At 65.4% G+C, this 24,428-nt stretch carries 26 protein-coding genes; 10 read left to right on the top strand and 16 right to left on the bottom strand.

All coding sequences use genetic code 11. The features are described 5' to 3' along the window. The first annotated feature begins 167 nt into the window (after positions 1-167). The gene (gene dapE, locus LCM4577_RS01230) at positions 168-1,367 is read left to right on the top strand and encodes a succinyl-diaminopimelate desuccinylase (protein WP_071069147.1); all 1,200 of its coding nucleotides are present in this window, start codon (positions 168-170) and stop codon (positions 1,365-1,367) included. 2 nt (positions 1,368-1,369) lie between these two features. Further along, the gene (locus tag LCM4577_RS01225) at positions 1,370-1,975 is read left to right on the top strand and encodes a transporter (RefSeq protein ID WP_071069145.1); all 606 of its coding nucleotides are present in this window, start codon (positions 1,370-1,372) and stop codon (positions 1,973-1,975) included. Here LCM4577_RS01225 and truA read toward each other — a convergent pair. The 4 genes from truA to def are packed head-to-tail and all read right to left on the bottom strand — an operon-like array spanning position 1,972 to position 4,801. Beyond that, positions 1,972-2,748 carry a tRNA pseudouridine(38-40) synthase TruA gene (gene truA / locus LCM4577_RS01220; RefSeq protein WP_071069143.1) on the bottom strand — a complete coding sequence of 259 codons (777 nt, stop codon included), beginning with the start codon at positions 2,746-2,748 and terminating at the stop codon, positions 1,972-1,974. The two genes, LCM4577_RS01225 and truA, sit on opposite strands and share 4 nt — an antisense overlap. 24 nt (positions 2,749-2,772) lie before the next feature. Next, positions 2,773-3,279 carry a GNAT family N-acetyltransferase gene (locus LCM4577_RS01215; protein ID WP_040984877.1) on the bottom strand — a complete coding sequence of 169 codons (507 nt, stop codon included), beginning with the start codon at positions 3,277-3,279 and terminating at the stop codon, positions 2,773-2,775. Then, positions 3,276-4,211, bottom strand: coding sequence for a methionyl-tRNA formyltransferase (gene fmt / locus LCM4577_RS01210; RefSeq protein ID WP_071031799.1), 936 nt, complete (start codon positions 4,209-4,211; stop codon positions 3,276-3,278). Before fmt ends, LCM4577_RS01215 begins: the two co-directional genes overlap by 4 nt. A 59-nt stretch (positions 4,212-4,270) precedes the next feature. Further along, entirely contained in the window at positions 4,271-4,801 is a 531-nt protein-coding gene (gene def / locus LCM4577_RS01205) for a peptide deformylase (protein ID WP_041003546.1), read from the bottom strand. 103 nt (positions 4,802-4,904) lie between these two features. Here def and LCM4577_RS01200 point away from each other — a divergent pair, with 103 nt between their 5' ends. Next, positions 4,905-6,158 carry a DNA recombination protein RmuC gene (locus tag LCM4577_RS01200; protein WP_071031798.1) on the top strand — a complete coding sequence of 418 codons (1,254 nt, stop codon included), beginning with the start codon at positions 4,905-4,907 and terminating at the stop codon, positions 6,156-6,158. Between the two features lie 108 nt (positions 6,159-6,266). Next, positions 6,267-7,244, top strand: a complete 978-nt coding sequence (locus LCM4577_RS01195; protein WP_071031797.1) for a threonine/serine dehydratase — start codon at positions 6,267-6,269, stop codon at positions 7,242-7,244. A 235-nt stretch (positions 7,245-7,479) separates the two neighbouring features. On the opposite strand, the gene LCM4577_RS01190 is transcribed toward LCM4577_RS01195, so the two are convergent. Genes LCM4577_RS01190 through LCM4577_RS01175 form a run of 4 tightly spaced genes read right to left on the bottom strand, consistent with a single transcriptional unit; the run spans position 7,480 to position 11,184 of the window. Continuing rightward, positions 7,480-8,616, bottom strand: a complete 1,137-nt coding sequence (locus LCM4577_RS01190; protein ID WP_071069141.1) for an ABC transporter permease — start codon at positions 8,614-8,616, stop codon at positions 7,480-7,482. Further along, positions 8,613-9,533: an ABC transporter ATP-binding protein gene (locus tag LCM4577_RS01185; RefSeq protein ID WP_071069139.1), complete on the bottom strand. Its 921-nt coding sequence runs from the start codon at positions 9,531-9,533 to the stop codon at positions 8,613-8,615. The genes LCM4577_RS01190 and LCM4577_RS01185 overlap by 4 nt, the downstream gene beginning before the upstream one ends. Next, positions 9,530-10,483, bottom strand: a complete 954-nt coding sequence (locus tag LCM4577_RS01180; protein ID WP_071069137.1) for an HlyD family secretion protein — start codon at positions 10,481-10,483, stop codon at positions 9,530-9,532. Before LCM4577_RS01180 ends, LCM4577_RS01185 begins: the two co-directional genes overlap by 4 nt. Further along, on the bottom strand, positions 10,480-11,184 hold the full coding sequence (locus LCM4577_RS01175; protein ID WP_071069135.1) for a DUF1956 domain-containing protein: 705 nt from the start codon (positions 11,182-11,184) through the stop codon (positions 10,480-10,482). Before LCM4577_RS01175 ends, LCM4577_RS01180 begins: the two co-directional genes overlap by 4 nt. Before the next feature lie 92 nt (positions 11,185-11,276). On the opposite strand from LCM4577_RS01175, the gene LCM4577_RS01170 reads away from it, so the two are divergent. Continuing rightward, a complete protein-coding gene (locus tag LCM4577_RS01170) occupies positions 11,277-11,750 on the top strand; it encodes a CYTH domain-containing protein (RefSeq protein WP_040984866.1) in 474 nt (157 codons plus the stop codon). Beyond that, on the top strand, positions 11,747-12,679 hold the full coding sequence (locus tag LCM4577_RS01165) for a CHAD domain-containing protein (protein WP_071069133.1): 933 nt from the start codon (positions 11,747-11,749) through the stop codon (positions 12,677-12,679). The genes LCM4577_RS01170 and LCM4577_RS01165 overlap by 4 nt, the downstream gene beginning before the upstream one ends. A gap of 189 nt (positions 12,680-12,868) precedes the next feature. Here the strand turns inward: LCM4577_RS01165 and LCM4577_RS01160 are convergent, their stop codons facing one another. Beyond that, positions 12,869-13,654 carry a helix-turn-helix transcriptional regulator gene (locus LCM4577_RS01160; protein WP_071031791.1) on the bottom strand — a complete coding sequence of 262 codons (786 nt, stop codon included), beginning with the start codon at positions 13,652-13,654 and terminating at the stop codon, positions 12,869-12,871. 112 nt (positions 13,655-13,766) lie between these two features. Here LCM4577_RS01160 and LCM4577_RS01155 point away from each other — a divergent pair, with 112 nt between their 5' ends. Together LCM4577_RS01155 and LCM4577_RS01150 are read left to right on the top strand one after the other, a co-directional pair. Next, entirely contained in the window at positions 13,767-14,627 is an 861-nt protein-coding gene (locus tag LCM4577_RS01155) for an SMP-30/gluconolactonase/LRE family protein (RefSeq protein WP_071031790.1), read from the top strand. Between the two features lie 326 nt (positions 14,628-14,953). Then, positions 14,954-15,874, top strand: coding sequence for a DMT family transporter (locus tag LCM4577_RS01150; protein WP_071069131.1), 921 nt, complete (start codon positions 14,954-14,956; stop codon positions 15,872-15,874). Between the two features lie 112 nt (positions 15,875-15,986). Here the strand turns inward: LCM4577_RS01150 and LCM4577_RS01145 are convergent, their stop codons facing one another. The 3 genes from LCM4577_RS01145 to LCM4577_RS01135 form a co-directional block, all read right to left on the bottom strand. After that, entirely contained in the window at positions 15,987-16,256 is a 270-nt protein-coding gene (locus LCM4577_RS01145) for a helix-turn-helix domain-containing protein (RefSeq protein WP_040984856.1), read from the bottom strand. Between the two features lie 89 nt (positions 16,257-16,345). Beyond that, positions 16,346-17,047, bottom strand: a complete 702-nt coding sequence (locus tag LCM4577_RS01140; protein WP_071069129.1) for a phosphatase PAP2 family protein — start codon at positions 17,045-17,047, stop codon at positions 16,346-16,348. Positions 17,048-17,064: 17 nt separating this feature from the next. After that, positions 17,065-17,403 carry a hypothetical protein gene (locus LCM4577_RS01135; protein WP_040984852.1) on the bottom strand — a complete coding sequence of 113 codons (339 nt, stop codon included), beginning with the start codon at positions 17,401-17,403 and terminating at the stop codon, positions 17,065-17,067. Positions 17,404-17,936: 533 nt separating this feature from the next. Here LCM4577_RS01135 and LCM4577_RS01130 point away from each other — a divergent pair. Beyond that, positions 17,937-19,934: a PhoX family phosphatase gene (locus tag LCM4577_RS01130; RefSeq protein ID WP_071069127.1), complete on the top strand. Its 1,998-nt coding sequence runs from the start codon at positions 17,937-17,939 to the stop codon at positions 19,932-19,934. Positions 19,935-19,989: 55 nt separating this feature from the next. On the opposite strand, the gene LCM4577_RS01125 is transcribed toward LCM4577_RS01130, so the two are convergent. Next, entirely contained in the window at positions 19,990-20,670 is a 681-nt protein-coding gene (locus tag LCM4577_RS01125) for a GNAT family N-acetyltransferase (protein ID WP_071069125.1), read from the bottom strand. Further along, complete coding sequence (locus LCM4577_RS01120) at positions 20,667-21,158, bottom strand: MarR family winged helix-turn-helix transcriptional regulator (protein WP_071069123.1); 492 nt, start codon at positions 21,156-21,158, stop codon at positions 20,667-20,669. The genes LCM4577_RS01125 and LCM4577_RS01120 overlap by 4 nt, the downstream gene beginning before the upstream one ends. Before the next feature lie 233 nt (positions 21,159-21,391). Here LCM4577_RS01120 and LCM4577_RS01115 point away from each other — a divergent pair, with 233 nt between their 5' ends. After that, positions 21,392-22,429 carry a phosphatidylglycerol lysyltransferase domain-containing protein gene (locus LCM4577_RS01115; protein ID WP_041012305.1) on the top strand — a complete coding sequence of 346 codons (1,038 nt, stop codon included), beginning with the start codon at positions 21,392-21,394 and terminating at the stop codon, positions 22,427-22,429. Positions 22,430-22,688: 259 nt separating this feature from the next. Here the strand turns inward: LCM4577_RS01115 and LCM4577_RS01110 are convergent, their stop codons facing one another. Next, on the bottom strand, positions 22,689-23,486 hold the full coding sequence (locus LCM4577_RS01110; protein ID WP_052468974.1) for an ABC transporter permease: 798 nt from the start codon (positions 23,484-23,486) through the stop codon (positions 22,689-22,691). Then, positions 23,483-24,409, bottom strand: a complete 927-nt coding sequence (locus LCM4577_RS01105; RefSeq protein WP_071069842.1) for an ABC transporter ATP-binding protein — start codon at positions 24,407-24,409, stop codon at positions 23,483-23,485. The genes LCM4577_RS01110 and LCM4577_RS01105 overlap by 4 nt, the downstream gene beginning before the upstream one ends. Positions 24,410-24,428 lie beyond the last annotated feature (19 nt).

Here is a 24,428-nt window from a genome sequence, read left to right as displayed (position 1 = left end):
TCGCTTGGCCCACGACTTGCTATGATGATGCATGTCGTTCTCCCAGAACCGCCGCACACTTCTGGGCGACATGCATTTATACGCCATGAAAACCATATTGTCGGCGGCATGACCGGCGATCATCTGCCACCGTGACACGACAGACGCTTTCGACTATCGCTTTGCCCATGACATTGCCGACCGATCCCGCCGCGAATCTTGCCGCCCTGATCCACTGTCCTTCCGTGACGCCCGCCGAAGGCGGCGCGCTTGCCGCGCTGGAAGGCATGCTGACGCCCCTCGGCTTCTCGGTCGAACGCCCGGTCTTCTCGGAAGACGGCACGCCGGACATCGAAAACCTCTATGCGCGGCGCTCGGGCAACGGCCCGCATCTGATGTTTGCCGGCCATACCGACGTCGTGCCGGTGGGCGACGAGGCGGCCTGGACGCACCCGCCCTTCGCCGCCGAAATCGCCAATGGCGAGATGTATGGCCGGGGCGCCGTCGACATGAAGGGCGGCATCGCCTGCTTCGTCGCCGCGGTGGCGCGCCATGTCGAGAAAAATGGCGGCCCGAAAGGCTCCGTCTCGCTGCTCATCACCGGCGACGAGGAAGGACCGGCCATCAACGGCACCACCAAGCTGCTCGACTGGGCGGCGGCCAAGGGCGAGAAGTGGGACGCCTCGATCGTCGGCGAGCCGACCAATCCGGACGCGCTCGGCGACATGATCAAGATCGGCCGGCGCGGTTCGCTGTCGGGGAGCGTGACCGTGAACGGGCGCCAGGGCCATGCCGCCTATCCGCAGCTTGCCGACAACCCGGTGCGCGGGCTGATGAGCCTCGTCGACGCGCTGCTCCATCCGGTGTTCGACAAGGGAACCAGGGATTTCCAGCCGACCAATCTGGAAGTGACGTCGATCGATGTCGGCAATCCGGCGACCAACGTCATCCCGGCCAAGGCGACCGCCACCTTCAACATCCGCTTCAACGACACCTGGGACGCCGAATCGGTGCAGGCCGAGATCCACAACCGGCTCGACCAGGCCGCCGGACGCAAGAAGTACCGGCCGGGCAAGAAGACGCCGGTCGACTACGAGCTCGTCTGGCGCGACCGGCCGAGCCATGTCTTCCTGACCCGCGACGACAGGCTGATCGACACGCTGAGCAGCTCGGTCAAGGCGGTGGTCGGCAAGACGCCGGCGCTCTCCACCTCCGGCGGCACGTCTGACGCGCGCTTCATCAAGGATTATTGCCCGGTGGTCGAGTTCGGCCTGGTCGGCAAGACCATGCATATGGTCGACGAGCGCGTCGCCCTTGCCGATCTAGAGACGCTGACGCAAATCTACGAACGCTTCATCGAAGACTGGTTCGGACAGGGCCTTTCGTGACCATGCTTTCGGCGGACGAAACCTACGCTTCGCTGGCCGGCGCCTGGCGGCTGATGTTCGGTAAGGCCGACGGGTTGCGCCTGCTCGACCTTTCGGCGGACGGTTTCTGGAATTCCTTTTTCGCCATCATCGTGGCGGCCCCGGCGCTGATCGTCGGCTGGGTCGGGATCGCCAACGAGATCGGCGACCCGGACGCCTTCGCTGGACGCCTCGGCATGCTGATCCGGCTGGCGACGGTCGATCTCGGCTCCTGGGTGCTGCCGCTGGTGGCGCTGGCGCTGGTCGCGCCGCGTGCCGGCATCGGCGGCCRCTTCGTCCATTATGTCGTCGCCTCCAACTGGACGTCGGCGATCATCGCCTGGCTGATGCTGCCCTCCGCGCTGCTCAGGCTCTTCCTCCCCTCCAGCAGCGAGATCACCAGCCTGGTGTCGCTGGTTCTGTTCGCCCTGTCGATGGTGTTGACCTGGCGCATGACCAACGCAACCATCGGCAAGGGCGCCGCGGTGGGCACGGCCGTGTTCGTCGGCATGTTCATCGCCTCGCTGCTCGTCCTGTTCGGCCTGCAGGCGCTGCTCGGCATAGACATACCGGACAGCCCGACGGGTTAGGTGTCGGTAGCGGATTTGCCGGACGCCTCGGGATAGTCCACTCCGACGAGAAAAAGCCCGTCCGGCGGCGCCACCTGGCCGCAGGCGGCGCGGTCGCGCGCTTCGAGCGCCGCCCTGAGATCGGCGGCGCCCCAGGAGCCGTCGCCGACGCGCCTCAGCGAGCCGACCATCGAGCGAACCTGGTTGTGCAGGAAGGAGCGCGCCGAGGTCCGCACCTCGATGAAATCGCCATCGCGGCCGACGTCGAGGCGGTCGAGCGTGCGGACCGGGCTTTCGGCCTGGCACTGGGTGGAGCGGAAGGTGGTGAAGTCATGCTTTCCAAGCAGCACCTTGGCCGCCTCATGCATGGCCTCGGCATCGAGCCGCTTCGGCACCCACCAGACCTTGCCCTTTTCCAGCGCCGGAGGCGCGCGACGGTTCAAGATGCGATAGAGATAGTGGCGGCCGGTGGCGGAAAAGCGCGCGTCGAAATCGTCGGCGACGACAGCCGCTTTCAGGATGGCGACGCGCGCGCCGGTCGCCTGCAGATGGGCATTCACCGCATCGCGCACCTTGTCGCCCGGCCACGCCTTGGCGAGATCGACATGCGCCACCTGGGCGGTGGCGTGCACGCCGGCATCGGTGCGGCCGGCGGCACGTATCCTTAGGCCTTCACCGCAGAACTTCTCGATCGCCTGCTCGATCGCCTGCTGCACCGAGGGCTGGTCGGCCTGATGCTGCCAGCCCGCGAACTGGCTGCCGTCATATTCGATATCGAGCCGAAAACGCGGCATGTTCTGCGGTCGATCCGCGCTCGCCTAAGCAGCGAGCGCGGTGAAGGCCGAAGCGTAGACAAGCCTGCCGGTCTCGGGCGCGTCGGCCCAGGCCAGGGCCTGCAGCGCTTCGCCCTGATACTCGCTCTCGAATCCGGCAGCGCGGGCATGGGTATAACCGAAGCGGCCGTAATAGACCGGATCGCCCAGGACCACGGCCAGCGTCTCGCCGGCCTCCTTGAGGCGGATATGCGCCTCGCGGATCAGCGCGCCGCCGATGCCGGTGCCGTGGAAGGAGGGCTCGACCGCCAGCGGCGCCAGCGCGACGGCCGCGAAACGCTTGCCGCCATTCTGCACGTAAAGCCTGGAGAACAGGATGTGGCCGACGACCTGGCCGTCTTCTTCCGCCACCAGCTCGACAACGGCGTCGCCGCCGGTAACCAATGCGTCGACCAGGCCGGCTTCCGCCTGCTGGCCAAAGGCATGCTCTTCGACGAGGCGGATCGCCTCGCGATCCCGCGGCGTCGCCGCGCGTATCGACATCATGCTCATGTGAGTTTCGTTCCTTTTTCGATCTTGGCTCCGCGCAGAAACTCCTGCGCGGCGGCAGGCTTTCCGCCCGCCCGTTGAACTTCGACCAGCCTGACCGCGCCCGACCCGCAGGCGACCGTCAGCCGGTCATCGAGAATTCCTCCCGACTCGCCGACGCCATCCGAGAGCGTCGAGCGAAGCAGTTTCAGCCGCTCCATGCGGCCGCCAATTTCGACCTCGCACCACGCGCCCGGGAAGGGCGAGAGGCCGCGAATGTGATTGTGGACTTCGCCAGAAGGCCGCGTCCAGTCTACGCGTGTCTCCGATTTATCGATCTTTCGGGCGTAGGTCACCCCTTCCGCCGCCTGCGGGGTAAATGTCAGACAATTTATCCCCAGCTGCGCGAGCGCCTCGACCATCAACGATGCGCCCTGAGCCATCAGGCGGTCATGCAATTCGCCGGCCGTCATATCGGGTGCGATGGCGCATTTTTCAACCAATGCCACCGGTCCGGTGTCCAAACCCTCTTCCATCTTCATGACCATCATACCGGTTTCGCTATCGCCGGCCATGATCGCGCGCTGGATGGGAGCAGCACCACGCCAGCGTGGCAAAAGCGAGGCGTGGCCATTGAGACAGCCGAGCCTTGTCGCCTCCAGGACCGCTTTCGGCAGCAGCAATCCATAGGCGACGACGACCGCGACATCGGCCTGCAAGCCGGCAAAAGCCTGCTGCTCGGCCTCGCTTTTCAGCGATGTCGGCGTGCGCACCTCGAGCCCCAGCCGCTCGGCTTCGCGCTGCACCGGGGACGGCGTCAATTCCAGCCCGCGCCGACCGGCTGCGCGCGGGGGCTGCGTGTAGACGGCCGCGATCTCGTGGCCGGCCTCGGCGATGGCGCGCAAGGTCGGCACGGAGAAATCCGGCGTGCCCATGAAGATGACGCGAAGCGGCATGAGGTGCTGCGATCCTGTTTTGCGGCTAGGGTCAGGTGCTCGCGTGGCCGAAACGGCCCCTAACCCACCATCTTGCCCGGCGCCTTGTCCTTGGCGAGCTTCTTGAATTTCCGCACCACCATGTCGCGCTTCAGCTTCGAGATGTGGTCGATGAACAGCACGCCGTTGAGATGGTCGATCTCGTGCTGCAGGCAGGTGGCCATCAGGCCTTCCGCCCGCATTTCCTGCAGCTTGCCGTCGCGGTCGAGATATTTCACCCGCACCGAGGCCGGGCGCTCGACCTCGGCGTAATAGTCGGGGATCGAAAGGCAGCCTTCCTCGTAGACGGAACGCTGGTCGGAACTCTCCAGCACCTCCGGATTGATGAAGACATGCGGCTGAGGCTCCTCGCCTTCCTTGGCGAGGTCGATGACCAGCAGCCGCCGGGGTTCGCCGACCTGGATCGCCGCCAGCCCGATGCCCGGGGCGTCATACATGGTCTCCAGCATGTCGTCGGCTAGCTTGCGCAGATCGGCATCGACGCGTTCCACCGGCTTGGAAACCTGGCGCAGGACGGGATCGGGAAGGATGATGAGCGGCTTGATCGACATGGCGTCTCACCTAAGACCTCGCTTGACTAGCGTCAACCGGGACAGCTTCGACCTGTTCACGTTTTGATCTGTGCCAGGAGGCCGAATCGGTTATGCTGCGCATATGAACGACATGACCTCCATCCTTTCGCAACCGGTCGCGCGGCTCGGCGCCTCCACGATCACGCTCGGCCACGCGCTCGCTTTCACCCTCGTCCTGTTCGTCGTTCTCTTCGCGGCGCTGGTCATCGCCTTGTGGCGCGCGGCCACAGCGCGCGCGGCTGCCGCGGCGGAAGCGGCCGACCACGCCCGCGACACCGAGGCGCGCATCGCCGACGTCCTGCAGGCGCAGGCCGAGATGCAGGGGCGCATGGGCGCCATCGCCGAGGTGTTCGGGGCGCGGCAGGCCGAGCTCACCCAGTCGCTCGGACAACGGCTCGACGCCATGACCGGGCGCCTCGGCCAGACCATGGCCGAACAGACCAAGTCGACGCATGAGAGCCTGGCCAAGCTGCAGGAGCGGCTGGCGGTGATCGACACCGCGCAGGGCAATATCCAGTCCCTGGCCGGCCAGGTCGTGCAGTTGCAGGCGATCCTCTCCAACAAGCAGACGCGCGGCGCCTTCGGCCAATCGCGCATGGAGGCGATCGTCGCCGATGGCCTGCCGCACGGCACCTATGAATTCCAGGCAAGCCTTTCCAACGGCAGCCGGCCCGACTGCCTGGTGCGGATGCCGAACGGCGCGCCGATGCTGGCCATCGACGCCAAGTTCCCGCTGGAAGCCTGGAACGCCATCCGCGCCGCCGAAGGCGCCGACATGCAGAAGGTTGCGGCGCAGGCGTTCCGGCGCGACATCGAGGTGCACATCCGCGATATCGCCGAAAAATACCTGATCCAGGGCGAGACGCAGGACACCGCCTTCATGTTCGTGCCGTCGGAATCGGTGTTCGCCGAGATCCACGAGAATTTCGAGACAGTGGTGCAGAAGGCGCATCGCGCCCGCGTCGTCATCGTCTCGCCGTCGCTGCTGATGCTGTCGATCCAGGTGATCCAGGCGATCCTCAAGGATGCCCGCATGCGCGAGCAGGCGCATCTGATCCAGGGCGAGGTCATCCGGCTGATGGAGGATGTGGCGCGGGTCGACGAACGGGTGCGGCGGCTGCAGACGCATTTCGGCCAGGCGGCGCGGGACATAGACGACATCCTGGTGTCGACATCGAAGGTGACCAAACGCGGCCAGAAGATCGAGGCGCTGGAATTCGCCGAGGGCGAAACCGAGGCCGCGCGAAGTGCGGCGCCAAAGGCCGATGCCGGCGCGCGGGTGGCCGATTCGAAGACCGGCCAACTCAGGCTGCGGGTCGTCGAAGGCGACGAGTAGCCGACGGCGTCACCGTCGCCAACCTTGTCTCCATGACATTTTTTCGTTGGCGCGCCACGGTCTTTTGCGTGCACCATGGGCGATCCCGTTCCCGCAAGGCCCTCGCCCATGACCACCCTGCCCGGCATCTCAGACATCCGCGCCGCCGCCGAGCGGCTTTCCGGCCTGATCGTCGAAACGCCGCTGATCGAATCGCCGGAGCTCAACAGGCGCCATGGCGGCCGCATCCTGTTCAAGCCCGAGACGCTGCAGCGCACCGGCTCCTTCAAGATCCGCGGCGCCTATAACAAGCTGTCGTCGCTCAGCGAGGAGGAGCGCGGCCGTGGCGTCGTGGCCTTCTCTTCCGGCAACCATGCGCAGGGCGTAGCGGCCTCAGCCGCCATGTTCGGCGTCAAGGCGGTGATCGCCATGCCGGCCGACGCGCCAGCGCTGAAAGTCGGCAATGTCCGCAAGATGGGGGCGGAAGTGGTGCCGTTCGACCGCTTCAAGGACGACCGCATGGCGGTCGTGCGCCCCTATGTCGAGAAGGGCATGGTGCTGGTGCCGCCCTTCGACGATCCGGCTATCATCGCCGGCCAGGGCACAATCGGCCTGGAGCTGATGAAGCAGGCGAAGGCGCTCGGCGCGGCGCTCGACGCCGTCGTCGTGCCTTGCGGCGGCGGCGGCCTGTCGAGCGGCATCTCCGTCGCGGTCAAGGACGCCTCGCCGCGCACCGCCGTCTGGGCGGTCGAGCCCGAGCATTTCGACGACACGCGCCGCTCGCTGGCCAAGGGCGAGCGGGTCGCGAACGAGCCCGGCCACTCCTCGATCTGCGATGCGCTGCTCACCACCGAGCCCGGCGCCATCACCTTCGAGATCAACCGCCGCAATCTCGCCGGCGCCATTGCCGTCTCCGACAAGGCCGCCGCCCAGGCGATGCGCGACGCCATGGCGTATCTGAAGCTGGTGGTCGAGCCGGGCGGCTGCGTCGCGCTGGCCGCGCTCTCATCCGGCGAGATCGACCTCGCCGGCAAGTGCGTCGCCGTGGTGCTGTCGGGCGGCAACGTCGATTTCGGGACCTATGCGGAGATCATGGCGGCGGCGTAGGCGCTGCGGCGCAAGCAAGAAAACGTCGCGATCCTTCACACCCCCCTCTGTCCTGCCGGACATCTCCCCCGCAAGGGGGGAGATCAGCTGTCGCCCCCGATTTCGCCAATCACCAACGTTGCAGAAAGAGCGGCGCGGCCGATGCTGCCAATCTCCCCCCTTGCGGGGGAGATGCCCGGCAGGGCAGAGGGGGGTGCTGTCCCGCCAGCGTCAAAAACTTTCCGCCATGCTTTGCTCAATCCAGCGTGCGCCTGAACCGCACCAGCGCCACACCTGCAAACAGCGCCACGAACACCACCAGCCAGCCGATTTCCGTCGCCACCGCGGGCAGCTCGGCGCCCTTCAGCATCACCGCCCGCGTGATGCGCAAAAAATGCGTCAGCGGGAAAATCTCGCCGAAAGTCTGCGCCCAGCCCGGCATGCCGCGATAGGGGAACATGAAGCCGGAGAGCAGCAGCGATGGCAGGAAAAAGAAGAAGGTGAGCTGCATCGCCTGCATCTGCGAGCGGGCCATGGTCGAGATCGTATAGCCGAGCAGCACCAGCGAAAGCACGAAGACCAGCACCGAGGAGAGCAGCAGCGTCAGGCTGCCGACGAAGGGGATGCCGAACAGGAGCTTCGCCGCCACCAGCACCACCACCACCTGCACGGCGCCGACCACGAGGTAAGGCAGCACCTTGCCCAGCATGATCTCCAGCGGGCTTGACGGCATCGCGAGCAGGTTTTCCATCGTGCCGCGCTCGGTTTCCCGGGTCAGCGCCATTGCCGTCATCATCACCATGGTCATCTGCAGGATGACGCCGAGCAGGCCGGGCACGATGTTGTATTGCGAGACGCCTTCCGGATTGTAGCGCCGGTGCACGACGACATCGAGCTGGCCGCGCGCCGCTTCCCTGGCCGCGTCCTGGGTGCCCTGAGCCCTGAGCAGCGCCTGGCTGGCCACGGTGCCGAGCGTCGAGATGGCGCCGCTGGCAACGGACGGGTCGGTGGCGTCGGCCTCGATCAGTATCTGCGGATTGTCGCCGCGCTCGACGCGGCGCGCGAAATCGGCGGGAATGGTGACGACGAAGGAGACATCGCCGCGMGCCATCAGGAATTCGGCTTCCGCCGCACTTTGCGCCACATGGTCGAAGCGGTAGTAGCCGGTGGTCTGCAGCGCCGAGACCATCGCCCGCGTGTAGGGACCGCTGCTGGTCGCCACCAGCGCCGCCGGCAGGCTCTTCGGGTCGTTGTTGATCGCAAAGCCGAACAGCACGAGCTGCATCAGCGGCACACCCAGCATCATGGCGAAGGTGATGCGGTCGCGCCGCATCTGGATGAACTCCTTGATGAGCAGCGCGCCCAGCCTGGCGAAGGAGAAGACCGCGTTCATGCCATGTTGTCCTTCGAGCCGGACATGAACTGGATGAACACATCCTCCAGGCTGGTCTCGCCCGGCGTCACCGTCACGTCCTTGTGCTCCTTCTCGACATCGGCGAGCGCCTTCTCGAGCGCCGCGTTGTCGGAGCCGACGACATGCAGCGTCGCGCCGAACGGCGCCACCTGGTCGACGCCCGGCCGTCCCTGCAGCGCCTCGGCCACCTGGTCGAGCTTCGGCCCCTGCAGCACGAAGGTGGTCAGCCCGGCATTCTTCACCACCTCGTCCACCGTGCYGGTGGCGAGCATCTTGCCGTAGGAGATGTAGCTGATGCGGTGGCAGCGCTCGGCCTCGTCCATGTAATGGGTGGAGACGAGAACGGTCAGCCCGCCGCCGGCCAGCCGATGGATCTCGTCCCAGAACTCGCGCCGCGCCTTCGGATCGACGCCCGCCGTCGGCTCGTCGAGCAGAAGCAGCTTCGGCTTGTGCATGATGCAGGCGGCCAAGGCCAGCCGCTGTTTCCAGCCGCCGGAAAGCGTGCCGGCCAGCTGGTTGCGGCGGCTGGCCAGGCCGAGTTCTTCCAGCGTCCTCGCCACATGTTGCTCTACCGGCTTCAGCCGGTAGAGCCGCGCCACGAATTCGAGGTTCTCGCCGATCGTCAGATCCTCGTAGAACGAGAATTTCTGCGTCATGTAGCCGACCTCGCGCTTGATCCTGAGCGCGTCGGTAAGGATGTCGAAGCCAAGCACCGTGCCTTCGCCCTCGTCCGGCGTGAGCAGTCCGCACATGATGCGGATGGTCGTCGTCTTGCCCGAGCCGTTCGGCCCGAGGAAGCCGACGATCTCGCCTTCGGCGACCGTCATCGTCACATGGTCGACGACGGTCTTGTCGCCGAAGCGCTTGACCAGGCCGCGGACGTCGATGACGTTCATTGCCCGATATCCGCGAGATCGACATCGACGATCTGGCCGGGCTGCAAGGGTCCCGCATCGCCCTCCGGCCGGGCCTCGACGAGATAGACCAGCTTCTGCCGGTTTTCGAGCGAGTAGATCACCGGCGGCGTGAATTCCGGATCGGGCGAGACATAGCTGACGCGCGCCTTCAGCCCCGCCCCGCAGCCGTCGCAATGGACGTTGAGCTCGGTGCCGACCTTGACCGACGAAAACGCGCTTTCCGGCACATAGACGCTGAGCTTCACGGCGCCGTCCGGCAGCATCGAGATCACCGGCGAGGTCGGTCCGGCGGTGTCGCCGGGATTGCGGATGACGTCGTTGACGCGGCCGGGCGACGGCGCCGTCARCACCCGCTTCGACAGCCGCCACTCGGCCTGCCGCAAGCTCGATTGCGCCTGCTTGACCTGGTTGTCGGCGGCCTTGATGGTTTCGGGCCGCGCCGGCAGATTGCCGACGGCGAGATTGGCCTCCGCCTGGCCGACCTGAGCATTGGCGGTTTCCAGTGAGGCCGAGGCAGTGTCGTAATCGGCCTGGGTGCCGGTGCCGCGCTTATAGAGGTCGCTGGCGCGGTCATATTTGCGCTTGGCGTCGGCGGCCTGGGCTTTGGCCATGTCGACCTCGGCCTTGAGCACGGCGATCTCCTCGGGACGCTTGCCGACCTGCAGGTCGGCAAGCTGCGCCTGGGCCTGCGCCAGCGCGGCCTCGGCCTGCGCCACCTCGATCCTGGCGTCGGCGTCTTCCAGCGTCGCCACCGCCGTGCCGGTCTCGACGCGGTCGCCGCGCCTGACCGTCACCGTCGCCACCTGGGCCACTTCGATCGGCGCCATCAGCACATATTCGCCCTCGACATAGCCGACAGCCAAGGGCGCCGCCGGCGCGCAGGCGCCGAACAGCTGGGCCGCGAGCGGCAGCGAACAGAGAAAGCTCATGATTTGTCCTTCTTGCCGGCGCGTGCATCGCGTGACGCCAGCATTGCCCTGAGATTGCCGGTCGTGGCCGCCACCACCTTGGCGGCCTCCTCATTGCCGATCTCGCGCCAGCCCATGCGGCGCATCACCGCCTCGCGGCCGATGCGGAAATAGATGACCTGGCCGATCATGGTGAAGACGGTGAGCTTGGTCGCCTCGCTCTCGGCCGGCTCGCCGGTCGCCTGCTCCCAGATTTGGCACAGCCGCCGGTGTGTCGGCTCGAACACGCCGGCATAGATGCGGTCGAGCGCGGCAGTCGGATGCGAGAGCTCGCGGAGTACGAATTGTACGATCTCGCCGGCCTGCGGGCTGACCACGACGAAACCCACCATCCGCTCGAGGGCGGCGAAAAGCTGGGCCCGTGCGGCTTCGGGGGTTGCCGGGGCGGCCGCCTGGGTTGCGCCCAGCGCCTGGCCGGCGATGCCCTGGATGGTTTCGACGATAAAGTCAGCGGCGGCGGCGCGCAGGCCCTCCTTGCCGCCGAAATGATAGGCGATCGAGCCGATATTGGCCTTGGCTTCCGCCGCGATCTCACGCGTCGAGGTACCGTCGAAACCCTGCCGTCCGAACAGTTTGAGCGCCGCGTGCACCAACGCCATTCGCGTCTGCTCGGCGGTGGTCGCTTCGCGCTGTTGCCTTTTTGGATCCGGTTGCCTCTTCATATCAGAAACTTTAATCAATCGATTGATTAAAGTCAAATTTGACCTCTGAGTCGGCTTGCCTTCTCGACCCCCACAGGCTTTAGTGCGCGGCCATGGGCAAGGAAGTCGAGCGTAAGTTCCTGGTCTCCGGTCCGGCATGGCGCGACGAGGTCGAGGCGGAGATCCGCATTCGCCAGTTCTACGTCGCCGCYCAGCCCGGCCGCACGGTGCGTGTGCGCATCAGCGACGGGCGCTCCGCCAAGCTGACGCTGAAGTTCGGCGTCAGGGCGCGCGAGCGCGACGAATTCGAATATTCCATCCCGCTTGCCGAAGCCCAGGAACTGATGGCCTTTGCCATCGGACGTGTCATCGAGAAGACACGCCACCATGTTAGACACCGCGGCTATCTCTATGAAGTCGATGTTTTCGGCGGAAAGCTCGCGGGGTTGGTGATCGCGGAGCTGGAGACGCCGGAGGACGTATCTGACGAAATGCTGCCCGACTGGCTCGGTCGCGAGGTCACCGGCGAGTCGAGATTCTACAACGCGTCGCTGGCCCTCGGGGGGATTCCGGAGATCGCCGCATGAGCTTCCGCATCGATCCGCGCCTGCCGCTGACCGGCGAGGTCAGGCGCATATTGGCCGACGAGATCGGCAAGGCAATCGGCCATCTTGAGGCGGCTCGCGAGAAGCCGGAGCAGGGGCTGCATAAATGCCGCAAGCGTCTGAAGAGTGTGCGCGCCTTGCTGCGCCTGGTTCGTTCCGGGGACGAACCGTTCTGCCAGACCGAGAACGAATGCTACAAGCAGGTGTCGGCGCTGCTTGCCGGACCGCGCGAGGCGACTGCCTTGATCGAGACTGTCGACCGCCTGGCTGACGCCTTTCCGGAACAATCCGCGGGCGGCGGTCTGGACGCCGTACGCGAGCGGCTGGTGCTGCGCCAGCACGAGCTCCATGCTGGTCCCGGCCTCGACGCCGCCATCAGTGCGGCCATCGCCGCGTGCCACGAAGGCCTGGAGCGCACCGACAGGCTGGCCCTGCCCGATCAGCCGGAACAGGCGGCCGATATCCTGGCCGAAGGCGCCCGCGCCACCTTGCGCCGCGCGAAGAAGGCGCTGGACAAGGCGGATGCGCGCGGCGAGGCCGACGATTTTCACGATCTGCGCAAGGCGGCCAAGACGCATTCCATGCATCTGTCGCTGCTCGGCCGCTTGTGGCCGACGCCGATCAAGGCGCGCCGCAAGGCGGTCGACAGGCTCGGCGAACTGCTCGGCGAACTGCACGACGTCTTCGTCATGCGCGCCCTGCTCGACGCCGAAGGCGAGCCGCTCGGCCCCGCCGACGAGACGAAGCTTCTGCGCAAGCTCTTGAAGCGCTCAGAAAAGAGCCTGACCAAGGCCTGCCTTGCCGATGCCGCCGAACTGTTCGGCGACAGCCCCAAGCGCTCGGCCAAGAGGCTCGCCCGCAAGGCGCGCGGCGATCTCGCCGCACCCCAGGAAGAAGCGAAAGCGGCGTGACGCCAGCCTTACCTTCTCCCCTTGCGGGAGAAGGTGGCCGCGAAGCGGCCGGATGAGGGGTGCTCCAGGGAATGAGGCGTTGGCGATTGCGGTTTTGGACGAGCGCTTCGGCCAAGCTGGAACACCCCTCATCCGTCTCGGCGCTGCGCGCCGATCCACCTTCTCCCACAACAAGGGGAGAAGGAGGAGCTACGCCGGCAGCGCCCGTCTTTCCTTCGCCGCCCTTGCACCCGCATCCCTCGGGTGCGGCCCGATCGGCATGATCGCCGGAAACGGCGTTGCGCCGAAGGCAAAGGTCCATTTGTAGCCGACCAACTGATCCTCGGGCGTGGTGTGCTGGTCGTGATGCGCAAGCAGCCTGGCGCGTTCGGCGAGGTCCTCGGCTTCGCGGCGCAGCATCTCCGCGGTTTGCGGCCGCATGCGCCTGGAAAAGCTGATGAAGGTCGCGCCCTCTTCCATATGGCCGAGCGCCCAGCCGACGAAGTTCTTGTTGGTCATCTCGAAATGCGGCTTCAGCGGCCCCTCGAAATCCCACTGGATCGGCGTGTCGACCAGCAGCCTCGCCGACAGGCCGCGCCCCAGCGCCACAAGGCCCAGCTCCTCGAGGTCGCGCAGATAGAGGAACATCGAGGCCTCGCTCAGACCTTGCGAGCGCATGATGCCTTCGGCCGTGAATTTCTCCGACAGCATGATGAAGACGAAGAGCAGCGCCGGCCGCGCCGCCAAGCGGCGCTCGATCTCGGGCGAGACGCGGTTGGCGGGACCCGGCCCGCGATTCATCGCGCCGAGCACGTTCTCCAGCTCGACATCGGCCGCTGCGCAGATCTCCATCAGCCGGTCGAGCTTGCAGTTTCGCTCATGGAAGATGCGCTTCACCGTCGGCTCGGAAACACCCATGCGCTCGGCCAGCGTCCGGTAGGTCAGGCCCTTGGCCTTCAGCGTCCGTTTCAGCGCCTCGAAGATCGGCCCGTTCATGGAATGCACCTCATTCGCGCGAATTCGTATCGGTTTTTGATACTAGCGTCGATCCATCTTTCCGAAAAGTATCGAAAAATCTAGCTCTCCCCCATCACCACAGGAGAGCATCATGAAGACCTTCATAGCTTCGACCGTCATCGCCGTCGCCGGCATAGCGGCGGCTCCGGCCGCGCAGGCCGGCGAGCTCTGGCGCGCCACCGGTTTCGAGCAGCCGGAATCGGCGCTTGTCGATGCCGCCCATAACCGCATCGTCGTCTCGAACATCGTCGGCAATCCCGGCGCGGCGGACGGCAATGGCTACCTGTCGCTCCTGTCGATGGACGGCAAGATCATCGCCCGCCACTGGGTAGACGGCATGGACGCGCCCAAGGGCATGGCAATTTCCGAAGATAGGCTCTACGCCGCCGACATCACCAAGGTCCGCGTCGTCGATCTTGCCAGCGGCAGACTGGTCGAGACCATCGATGTGCCCGGCGCGGTGTTCCTCAACGATATGACTGAGGACAGCGCGGGCAAGGTCTATGTCAGCGACATGCTGGCCGACACGATCTACCGCATCGACGGCGACAGGCCGGAGCCGTTCGTCAAGGATGCGCTGCTCGCCTCGCCCAACGGCGTGTTCGCCGATGGCGACAGGCTGATCGTCGCCTCCTGGGGCGCGGGCATCAACAAGACCGATTTCAGCACCGCCAAACCTGGCGGCCTGCTGTCGGTCGATCTTGCCACGAAGAAGGTCACGCCGCTGCCGGGCGCTCAAAACTTCGCCGACCTCGACGGCGTCATCGCCATGGGCGAAACCATCTACGCCACCGCCTACATGACCGGCACGCTCTACAGCTACAAGCCCGGCGGCGCGCCGACGGCCGTGGCGCAGTTCAAGCCGGGCAGCGCCGATATAGGCACGGATGGTGAAAAGATCTTCGTGCCGCTGATGGGCGAAGGGGAGGTCGTGGCGCTGACGCTGGATTGAGCCAGGCCGAAGTGAATAGCGCCGCGATCCTTCACACCCCCCTCTGCCCTGCCGGGCATCTCCCCCGCAAGGGGGGAGATTGGCAGTTTCGCCGACGGCACCCTTTTACGACGTTGGCGATTGGCGAAAGCCTACGCGACATTTGATCTCCCCCCTTGCGGGGGAGATGTCCGGCAGGACRGAGGGGGTGCTGTCCCGCCAGCGTCTCGGATCTCGGCACTGCAGCGGCAAGGCGAAATTTGTCGCCGCCCCCGATCGCGCTTGGACCGTCACATCGGCGGCGCTGCCATCTGGTTGCGCCGTCCGCACCGGGATATCCGGCCGCAATGAGCGAAGCCGCGAAGACACCAAACCTGACCGGCGCCCCGACGATCCCCGTGCTCATATGCGCGCTGGCGATCTTCCTGCTGTCCGGGATGGACGCGGCCATGAAGTCGCTCGCCATCGCGGTCGGCGTCTACAACACGCTGTTGTGGCGGAGCGTGGTTGCCACCTTGGTCGCGGGCGCGGCATGGTCGGCGGGGTCACGTTCGAAGCCCGCCCTTCCGGTGCTGGGCCTGCATGCGCTGCGGGCCGGGATCGTCGGCGTCGTCCTGGTCTTGTTCTTCTGGGGCCTGGCCAGGCTGCCGATCGCCGAGGCGATCGGGTTGAGCTTCGTCGCGCCGCTGTTTGCGCTTTTCCTCGCCGCATTGCTGCTGGGCGAACGCATAAGGCGGCAGGCGGTCTGGGCGTCGCTGGCCGGCATGGCGGGCGTCGCGATCATCCTGGCCGGCCAGTTCGGGGCGGCAAGCCATTCGCAGGATGCCCTGCTCGGCACGGCCGCGGTGCTCGTATCGACAGTGTTCTATGCCTACAATCTGATCCTCTCCCGGCAACAGGCGCTGCTGGCCAGGCCGGTCGAGATCATGCTGTTCCAGAACCTCTTCGTCGCGATCATCCTCGGCCTCGCAGCACCGTGGCTCGCGATCGCGCTGCCGAGCGATCTCTGGCTTCCCTTGGCCGGGGTGGCGCTGCTTTCGCTYGCCGGACAATTCCTGATGAGCTGGTCCTATGCGCGTGYCGAAGCGCAATATCTGATCCCGACCGAATACTCGGCCTTCATCTGGGCGATCGCGCTTGGCTGGTTCTTCTTCGGCGAGAAGGTGGCCTGGACCACGCTGGCGGGGGCAGGCCTTATCGTCGCCGGATGCCTGATCGCCGCGCGCGCCAATCCAAAGCTTGCTGAACCGATCGAAGCGGCGATGTGAGTGACGCCGCTCAGAGCAATTCCAGGAAAAGCGTGAGCGGTTTTCCGTCCGGAATTGCGTAAAAACAACCAGATAGGGCGTTTCACCGTTTCCGTGAAACGGCGAAAACGCTCTAGCCTTGCGGGTTCTGCGCCGGGGTTGCCTTGAGGCGCACGCCCCTGCCGCCGCGCTCGCTGGCCTGGTTCTCGCCGATCAACTCGACACCCGCCTCGTCGAGCGCCTGGATGACCTTCATCAGGGTGTCGACCACGCCCCGGACGACGCCGCCGCTCGCTTCCATGCGCTGGATCGTCGGCAGCGAGACCCCGGCGCGCTCGGCGAGCGTCTTCTGGTCGATGCCTGTCAACGCCCGCGCGGCGCGCATCTGTGCGGCAGTGATCATCGGCCAGAACCTGTCCCTGAATCCACGAAAGATGTGTATTGTAGATATTACAATGCCTCAAGCATCATTTTATACGCTTTTGCCATCACCTAGTCGCTGTCGGCCACCACTTTGCGCCGTTGCAGCAAGCGCGCCGCAAGCCAGCACAGCATGGCCCAGGCAAAGCCCGCGCACCAGCCGGCAAGCACGTCGGAGGGCCAGTGCACGCCGAGATAGACGCGGCTGGTGCCGACCAGCACGGTGGTGAGCACGGCGAGGCCGAGCACGAAGATCTTCGTCCTGCGGTCCGGCAGGAAGCGCGCGGCCAATGAGCCAAGCGTCAGATAGGTCACGGCCGAGAGCATCGCGTGGCCGCTTGGGAAGGACAGCGACGTCTCGTTGACGAGATGCGAAACGAGGTCGGGCCGCGGCCGGTCGACCTCGAACTTGAGCAGGCTGGAGAGCACTTGCCCGCCCGCCACCGCCGCGAACATGAACAGCGCCGTCGTAGGTCTGCGGATCAAGAGGAGATAGACGATGGTCGCGGTCGTGATGAGCACCAGCACGACGGTGCTGCCGAGCGCGGTGACGTCGCGCACCGCGCCTTCCAGCCAGGACGGGCCGATCGGACTATCCGGCTGCCCGGCATGCCGGAAGGCGAGCAGGATTTCCGTGTCGAAGGCGTGCGGGGTCGTGGCGCGGGCCAGCTCGATCAGTTCCACCAGGCCCCATAGCCCGCCCGCAATCACCAGCCCGGCCAGCAGCACCGGAAATTCCAACTTGTTGAGCAGCGCGTTGGCGATCGGTTTCATGCGAGCCTTTGATCCCGCTACAGCCGCTGCATATAGGGCCCGAGCGTGATCAGGGCGACGGCGGCGATCGCCAGCACCATGCCGGTCGCCTGCAAGGCATTGAGCCGTTCGCCGAAGAAAGCGAGCGCCACGACATTGACCGCGACAAGCTGGATCACCGCCGACAGGCTGAACGACACCGACATGCCGAATTCGCGCACCAGCCTCAGCATGACCAGATTGCCGGCCGTATAGAGCGCCAACGTCAAAAGCAGCTTGGCGAGGCTCGGCGCCAACCCCCATTGCTTGGCCGCCATCGCCGCCAGCACGAACATCACGGTCGAAATGCAGAGCTGCGCCAGTCCCCAGAAACTCACTTGCCATCCCCTTTTGGAAGCGCCGTTCGCCACGCCGGCCGCAGCCCTTGTTTCCGAAGCGGACGAGGCCGTCAAGCTGGCGGTGTGGGGACAAGGGCGAAGGCTGCGGCAAGCCCCCTTCTCCCGAGCAACTGGTCTTTGACTATAGCGTGCATGGCAGCTTGGCGCATGCATTGTCCAATGGAGCGCTCGTCGACCCCCACTCCGTCTCGGCTTCGCCGAGCCACCTCTCCCCCGATCGACGGGGTAGAGGAAAGGCTCCCTTCCTTTCCCTCCGGAGGGGGGAAAGGTGGCGCTGCGAAGCAGCGACGGATTGGGGGAACCACGTGGCAATCGAGCGGCGGCCCGATCAGTCACGCCACTAACAGAAGATGTGTGCATAGTTGGCCACGGTACGAGGAGAAAGGGGCCGACATCGACGGCTTCGCCAACCGCCGAGGGCTATGCCGAAGCGATGTCACGAAAATGTGATCGGCGCGCTTTAGGGGTCGAAAGGTCAAATCCCAGCCACCTCAAGAAGCCAGAGGAACACCATGACCGCGACCCCTGAGACCCGTTTCCGCAGCAGCCAGCTCGAGGACAATGACGGCCCGCCCGTCAACCCGACCGACAACCGCACAATGGGTGAGATCATCGCCGCGCGCTTCTCGCGCCGTGGTTTTCTCATGGGTTCGCTGGCCGTCTCGGCCATCGCCGCCACCGTCAGCCCGCTGGCGCTGATCGCCGCCGACGAGGCGCGCGCCGCCGAGGCTTCGGCCTTCAAGTTCGACGAGCTCGAGGCCGGCATCGACGACAAGCACCATGTCGCGCCGGGCTACGATGCCGACGTGCTGCTGCCCTGGGGCGATCCGCTGTTTGCCGATTCACCCGAGTTCGATCCGCTGAAGCAGTCGGCTGAGGCCCAGGCCAGGCAGTTCGGCTACAACAACGACTATGTCGGCTATATCCCGATCGACGGCTCCGCCGAACATGGCCTTTTGGTCGTCAACCACGAATACACCAACCCGCATCTGATGTTCCCGGGCATCGTTTCGATCGTCGAGAAGGACGGCAAGAAGGCCGCCGAGGTGGCGCCGCTCTCGAAGGAGCAGGTCGATGTCGAGATGGCCGCGCATGGCGGCACCATCGTCGAGATCCGCAAGCAGGACGGCAAATGGCAGGTGGTGCGCGACGGCAAGCTCAACCGCCGCATCATGTCGACCACGGAGATGGCGCTCTCCGGCCCGGTTGCCGGTCACGACCGCGTCAAGACCAATGCCGATCCGTCCGGCGCCAAGGTCATCGGCACCCTCAACAATTGCGCCGGCGGCGTCACGCCCTGGGGCACCTATGTGATGGCCGAGGAAAACATCCACGGCTATTTCTCGGGCGAATTGCCCGAGGGCCACAAGGAAGCCGCCAACTACAAGCGCCTCGGCATCCCGGAAGGCGCCTATGAATGGGGCGCGCATTACGATCGCTTCAACCTCGCCAAGGAGCCGAACGAGCCGAACCGGTTCGGCTGGATCGTCGAGGTCGACGTCAACGATCCGGCTTCGGTGCCGAGGAAGCGCACCGCCATGGGCCGCTTCAAGCATGAGGGCGCGGAATCGATCGTCGCCAAGGACGGCCGCGTCGTCTTCTATCTCGGCGACGACGAGCGCTTCGACTATGTCTACAAATTCGTCACCGCCGGTAAGTTCAATGCCGATGACCGCGCGGCCAACATGAACCTGCTCGACGACGGCACGCTTCATGTGGCGAAGTTCGCCGAGGACGGTTCGGTCGAATGGATGCCGATCGTGTTCGGGCAAGGCCCGCTGACGGCGGAGAACGGCTTTGCGTCCCAGGCCGATGTGCTGATCGAGACGCGGCGCGCCGCCGACCTGCTCGGCGCGACCAAGATGGACCGGCCGGAGGACATCCAGCCCAATGCCGGCAACGGCAAGGTCTATGTCATGCTGACCAACAATTCCAAGCGCAAGGCCGATCAGGTCGACGCCGCCAACCCGCGCGCCGAGAATGCCTTCGGCCACATCATCGAGATCGTCGAGGACGGCGGCGACTTCGCTGGCACCAAGGGCAAGTGGGAAGTGCTGTTGAAATGCGGCGATCCTTCCGTTGCCGATGTCGGCGCCACCTTCTCGACCGCGACCACCGCGCATGGCTGGTTCGGCATGCCGGACAATTGCGCCGTCGATTCCGCCGGGCGCCTGTGGGTCGCCACCGACGGTCAGGGGCCGAAGGCAACCGGCCGCACGGACGGCCTCTGGGCGGTCGATACGGAAGGAGCGGCGCGGGCGACCTCAAAACTGTTCTTCCGCGTGCCGATCGGTGCCGAAATGTGCGGCCCGCTGTTTTCGCCTGACGACCAGACGGCTTTCGTCGCCGTCCAGCATCCGGGCGACGGCGGCGAGGACTGGGAAGGGTTCGGCCGCCCGTCCTATTACGAGGATCCCTCGACCCGCTGGCCGGACTTCAAGCCGGACATGCCGGTGCGGCCGTCGGTGGTTGCGATTACGAAGCAGGGCGGCGGCAAGATCGCGGTTTAGCCTGCGGACAAGGACTTGGCGTCGGGGATTGGCGGAGCCTCCCCGACCCCGCGTCTCATCCCGCCCGCTGAACCATCGCGATGTTCATCCCGCTGCGCAGCCGGAAGCCGATCGACTCGTAGAGCTTTATCGCCGCGGCATTGTTGGCAAAGGCGTGCAGATAAGGCACCTCGCCGCGCGCGACGATGCGGTTGGCCACAAACAGCGACAATAACCGGGCGAGACCGCCGCCGCGAAAATCCGGATGCGAGCAGACGCCGCTGAGTTCCGAATAGCCGGGCTGCTTCATGCGCTCGCCGGCCATCGCGGCCAGCCTGCCGTCGATCTTCACGCCCCAGAATTCGCCGAGGCTCAAGGCCTCCAGCGTGAACGGGCCAGGCTTCGTCAGCGAGGCAAGCGCAAGCATCTCGGCGGCGTCCTGCCGCGTCAGTTGCTCGATCCGATGGTCGGCGACCGTCCGCAAGCCTTGCCCGGCAATCATCTGCACGGCATCAGCGGTCATCGTCGCCACAAGCGCCGGCGGCAGGACAATGTTCTCGGCCTGAGCCAGGATGACGGTCTCGCCGGCGGAAACCAGCCTTCCGAGCGCGTGCAGGCTTTCCGAATCGTCCGTTGCCGTGGCGGCGAACGGGATGATCGAAGGCCGGTATCGGCGCGCGAGATCGCCACCCTCCGCGAAAGTCCGTTGCCGCGTCGTAAGCGCGCTCCACACAGGGCGGTCGAGAACATGTCTCACGGCGCGACCACCCTGGCGTTTTCGGCGCGGCGATGGAGCGGCGTCGCCGCCAGCCGGTCCTCTATTGCCGCAAGCTGGCCGAGCAGCGGCCCGGAAAGATCTGCGCACAAATCCGCCACGGCATTTTCGATGCCTGGCCAGATGTCGCGCTTCGCCTGGTCGACCAGCCGCCGGCCGTCGCGGCTCAGCGAAACGATCCTGCGCCGCTGGTCTTCTTCCGAGGGATTGACCTCGACAAGCCCCAGCTCGACAAGCAGCGCCACGCTGCGCGTCACGCCCGGTTGCGCGACACCCAAGGATTGCGCCAGCTCGCCGACCGGCAGCGGGCCCAGCCTGTCGAGCGCGGCGAGCAGCGGGTATTGGCTCGACTGGATGCGCATGTCCAGGCGGTCGAGCACGCGCTGCGTGTCGGCCTGCAATTGCTCGCCTATGCGCTTCATCCGGCTGCCGAGGCAGAGAAAGCCGAGGGATCGAAGAATGTCTTCCATGGTTGGCCCGCCATAAATCTATAACTTGATATATAACATTGCATGGAAATATCAAGCCGATCTTTTCGTCTCCGTCGCGGCAGCCGATGGGCGATAGCGGCGCTTTGCGACGTTTGCCCTTCATTCGCCGCCAATTGCACCCTATATCGCGCAGACGCGACGTGGCCGGCAGCGGTCGCCAGCGATTCGCGACCTGAGGGCGGCAGGTCATCACTTCTTGGCACGCGGAGCTCATGGCGCCCCTGCGCATCTATTTCGACAGGCTTCTCGACGCCGTGGCACCCAAGGTGCCGCGGCGCGAGTTGACGGATGACGAGCGCCTGGCGCTGGTGCGCCATTACGGTGATTTCTCGCTCGCCTATTCAACGGCCGTGCAACAGAAGCTGTCCTATTTCAGCGACGGCGACGGCTACATCGCCTTCGGCACCAAGATGAGCCGCCATTTCGCGCTGGGCGATCCGGTGGTCGATCCGGCGGATCGCGCGTTCTACATCAAGCGCTTCGTCGAAGCCGCCGGCGGACCATGGTTCGTCCAGATCGGCGCCGAGACGGCCAAGGTGCTCGCCGGCCTTGGCTACATGGTCAATCGCCTCGGCATCGACACCAGGCTGCTTTTGCCGGCACATGATTTTTCCGGCAAGCGCAACGAGACCGTGCGCTATTCCGAACGCTGGCTGACGAAGAAGGGTTTTGTCATCGCCGAGGACAGAGGCGACGGACTGCAAGAGGAGATCATCCAGCTTTCCGCCGACTGGCGCAAGGAGCGCATCATCAAGCGCTGGGAGATGGGCTTCCTCAACCGCCGCTTTTCCGAAGAGCTCGGCGCCGACATGCGCCGCTTCCTCCTGCACAGCCCCGAAGGCCGGCTTCTCGCCATCCTCGACTTCGACCCGCTGTTCCGGGACGGCAAGGTCATCGGCTACACCACATCCTTCAAGCGCAAGCAGGTCGATGCGACGCCGCACGCCGAGATCGGCCTGACCAAATTCGCCGTCGACCGTTTTCGCGAGGAAGGCATCTCCGAGGTGACGCTCGGCCTCTCGCCGCTGTTCGGCATCGAGCCCAGCGGCTTTGCCGAATCGGGCTTCTGGCGCGGCGCCTTCCAGCGCGCCTACAACTCGCCCTGGGTCAACCGCTCGCGCTTCAACCTGCAGGGCCAGGCAGCCTTCAAACGCCGCTTCCACGGGGTCGAGGAGCCGACCTATATCGCCTTCCGCAAAGGGACTTTCGCGGAGATGCTGGGGCTGCTGCGCCTGCTGAAGGCGATTTGAGCGGAGCTACCAAGAGAAGATCACTAGGCGCCGCGATCCTTCACACCCCCCTCTGTCCTGCCGGACATCTCCCCCGCAAGGGGGGAGATTGGCAGCTTCGGCGGCCGTGCTCTTCCTGCAACACCGGCGATTGGCGAAAGCGGGGCAACATCCGATCTCCCCCCTTGCGGGGGAGATGCCCGGCAGGGCAGAGGGGGGTGCTGTCCCGCCAGCATTTCGGATTTTCCTGGAACCACAGCGACGACGAGCGTCGGTCCCGTCAGTTCCTCAACCGATACCCGGTCCTGAAGATCCAGGCGACGATGGCGATGCAGATCGCCAAAAACACCAGCGTCATGCCGAGGCTGACGCCGACCGAGACGTCGGCCTTGCCGTAAAAACTCCAGCGGAACCCGCTGATCAGGTAGACGACCGGGTTGAACAGGGTGACCGTCTTCCAAATGCCGGGCAGCATGTGGATCGAATAGAAGCTGCCGCCGAGGAAGGTGAGCGGCGTGACGATCAGGAGCGGCACCAGCTGCAGCTGCTCGAAGGTCTTCGCCCAGATGCCGATGATGAAGCCGAACAGGCTGAAGGTCACCGCCGTCAGCACCAGGAAGGCGATCATCCAGAACGGGTGCTCGATCCTCAGCGGCACGAACAGCGCCGCGGTGGCGAGGATGATCAGGCCGAGCATGATCGACTTGGTCGCGGCACCGCCGACATAGGCGATGATGATCTCGAGATAAGAGACCGGCGCCGACAGAAGCTCATAGATCGAGCCAACGAATTTCGGGAAGTAGATGGCGAAGGAGGCGTTGGAGATCGACTGCGTCAACAGCGACAGCATCATCAGGCCCGGCACGATGAAGGCGCCATAGGCGATGCCGTCGATCTCGTTGATGCGCGAGCCGATGGCCGAGCCGAAGACGACGAAATAAAGCGAGGTCGAGATGACCGGCGAGATGATGCTCTGCAGCACCGTGCGGAAGGCGCGCGCCATCTCCACCCGGTAGATCGCCCATACTGCGCGAAAATTAGGGGCCGCACGAAAATTAGGGGCAGCGCGCAGGTTCATGGCTCTTGCCTCAGGAGATTGACGAAGATCTCTTCGAGCGAGCTGTTCTTGGTGTCGAGATCGCGGAACTGGATTCCGGCGGCCTCGAGGTCGCGGATCAGCGAAGCGACGCCCGGACGGTCGCTCTGGTTGTCATAGATGTAGGTGAGCTGGTTGCCGTCGGCGGACAGCTCCAATGCATAGCGGGAAAGCCCGTCCGGAACGGCCGACAGCGGCGCGCGCAGCTCCAGCGTCATCTGCTTGCGGCCGAGCTTGCGCATCAGCTCTGCCTTGCCTTCGACCAGGATGATCTCGCCCTTGTTGATGACGCCGACACGGTCGGCCATCGCCTCGGCTTCCTCGATGTAATGCGTGGTGAGGATGATGGTGACGCCGTCCTCGCGCAGGCGCCTGACCATCGCCCACATGTCCTGGCGCAGCTCGACGTCGACGCCGGCCGTCGGCTCGTCGAGGAACAAAACGCGCGGCTCGTGCGACAGCGCCTTGGCGATCATCAGCCGGCGTTTCATGCCGCCGGACAGCGTGATCGCCTTGGAATCCTTCTTGTCCCACAGCGAGAGGTCGCGCAGCACCTTCTCGACGAAGTCCTTGTTGGGCGCCTTGCCGAACAGGCCGCGGCTGTAGTTCACCGTCGCCCAGACGGTCTCGAAGGCGTCGATGGTCAGTTCCTGCGGCACCAGCCCGATCAGGCTGCGCGCCGCGCGGTAATCCCGGCCGATGTCGTGGCCATCCACCGTGACCGTGCCCGACGAGCGGTTGACGATGCCGCAAACGATCGAGATCAGCGTCGTCTTGCCGGCGCCGTTCGGCCCGAGCAGCGCGAATATCTCGCCGCGCTCGATGTCGAGATTGATTTCCTTCAGCGCCTTGAAGCCGGTGGCATAGGTTTTCGTGACACCGGAGATCGAGATGATGGATGACATGCTGAAATACGGCCGGCTG

Origin of the sequence: Mesorhizobium sp. LCM 4577, assembly GCF_001854795.2 — a bacterium.
GTDB lineage: Bacteria > Pseudomonadota > Alphaproteobacteria > Rhizobiales > Rhizobiaceae > Mesorhizobium > Mesorhizobium plurifarium.
The sequence above is the reverse complement of the archived record's forward strand: the minus strand, read 5'-3'. Positions and strand labels throughout refer to the sequence as shown.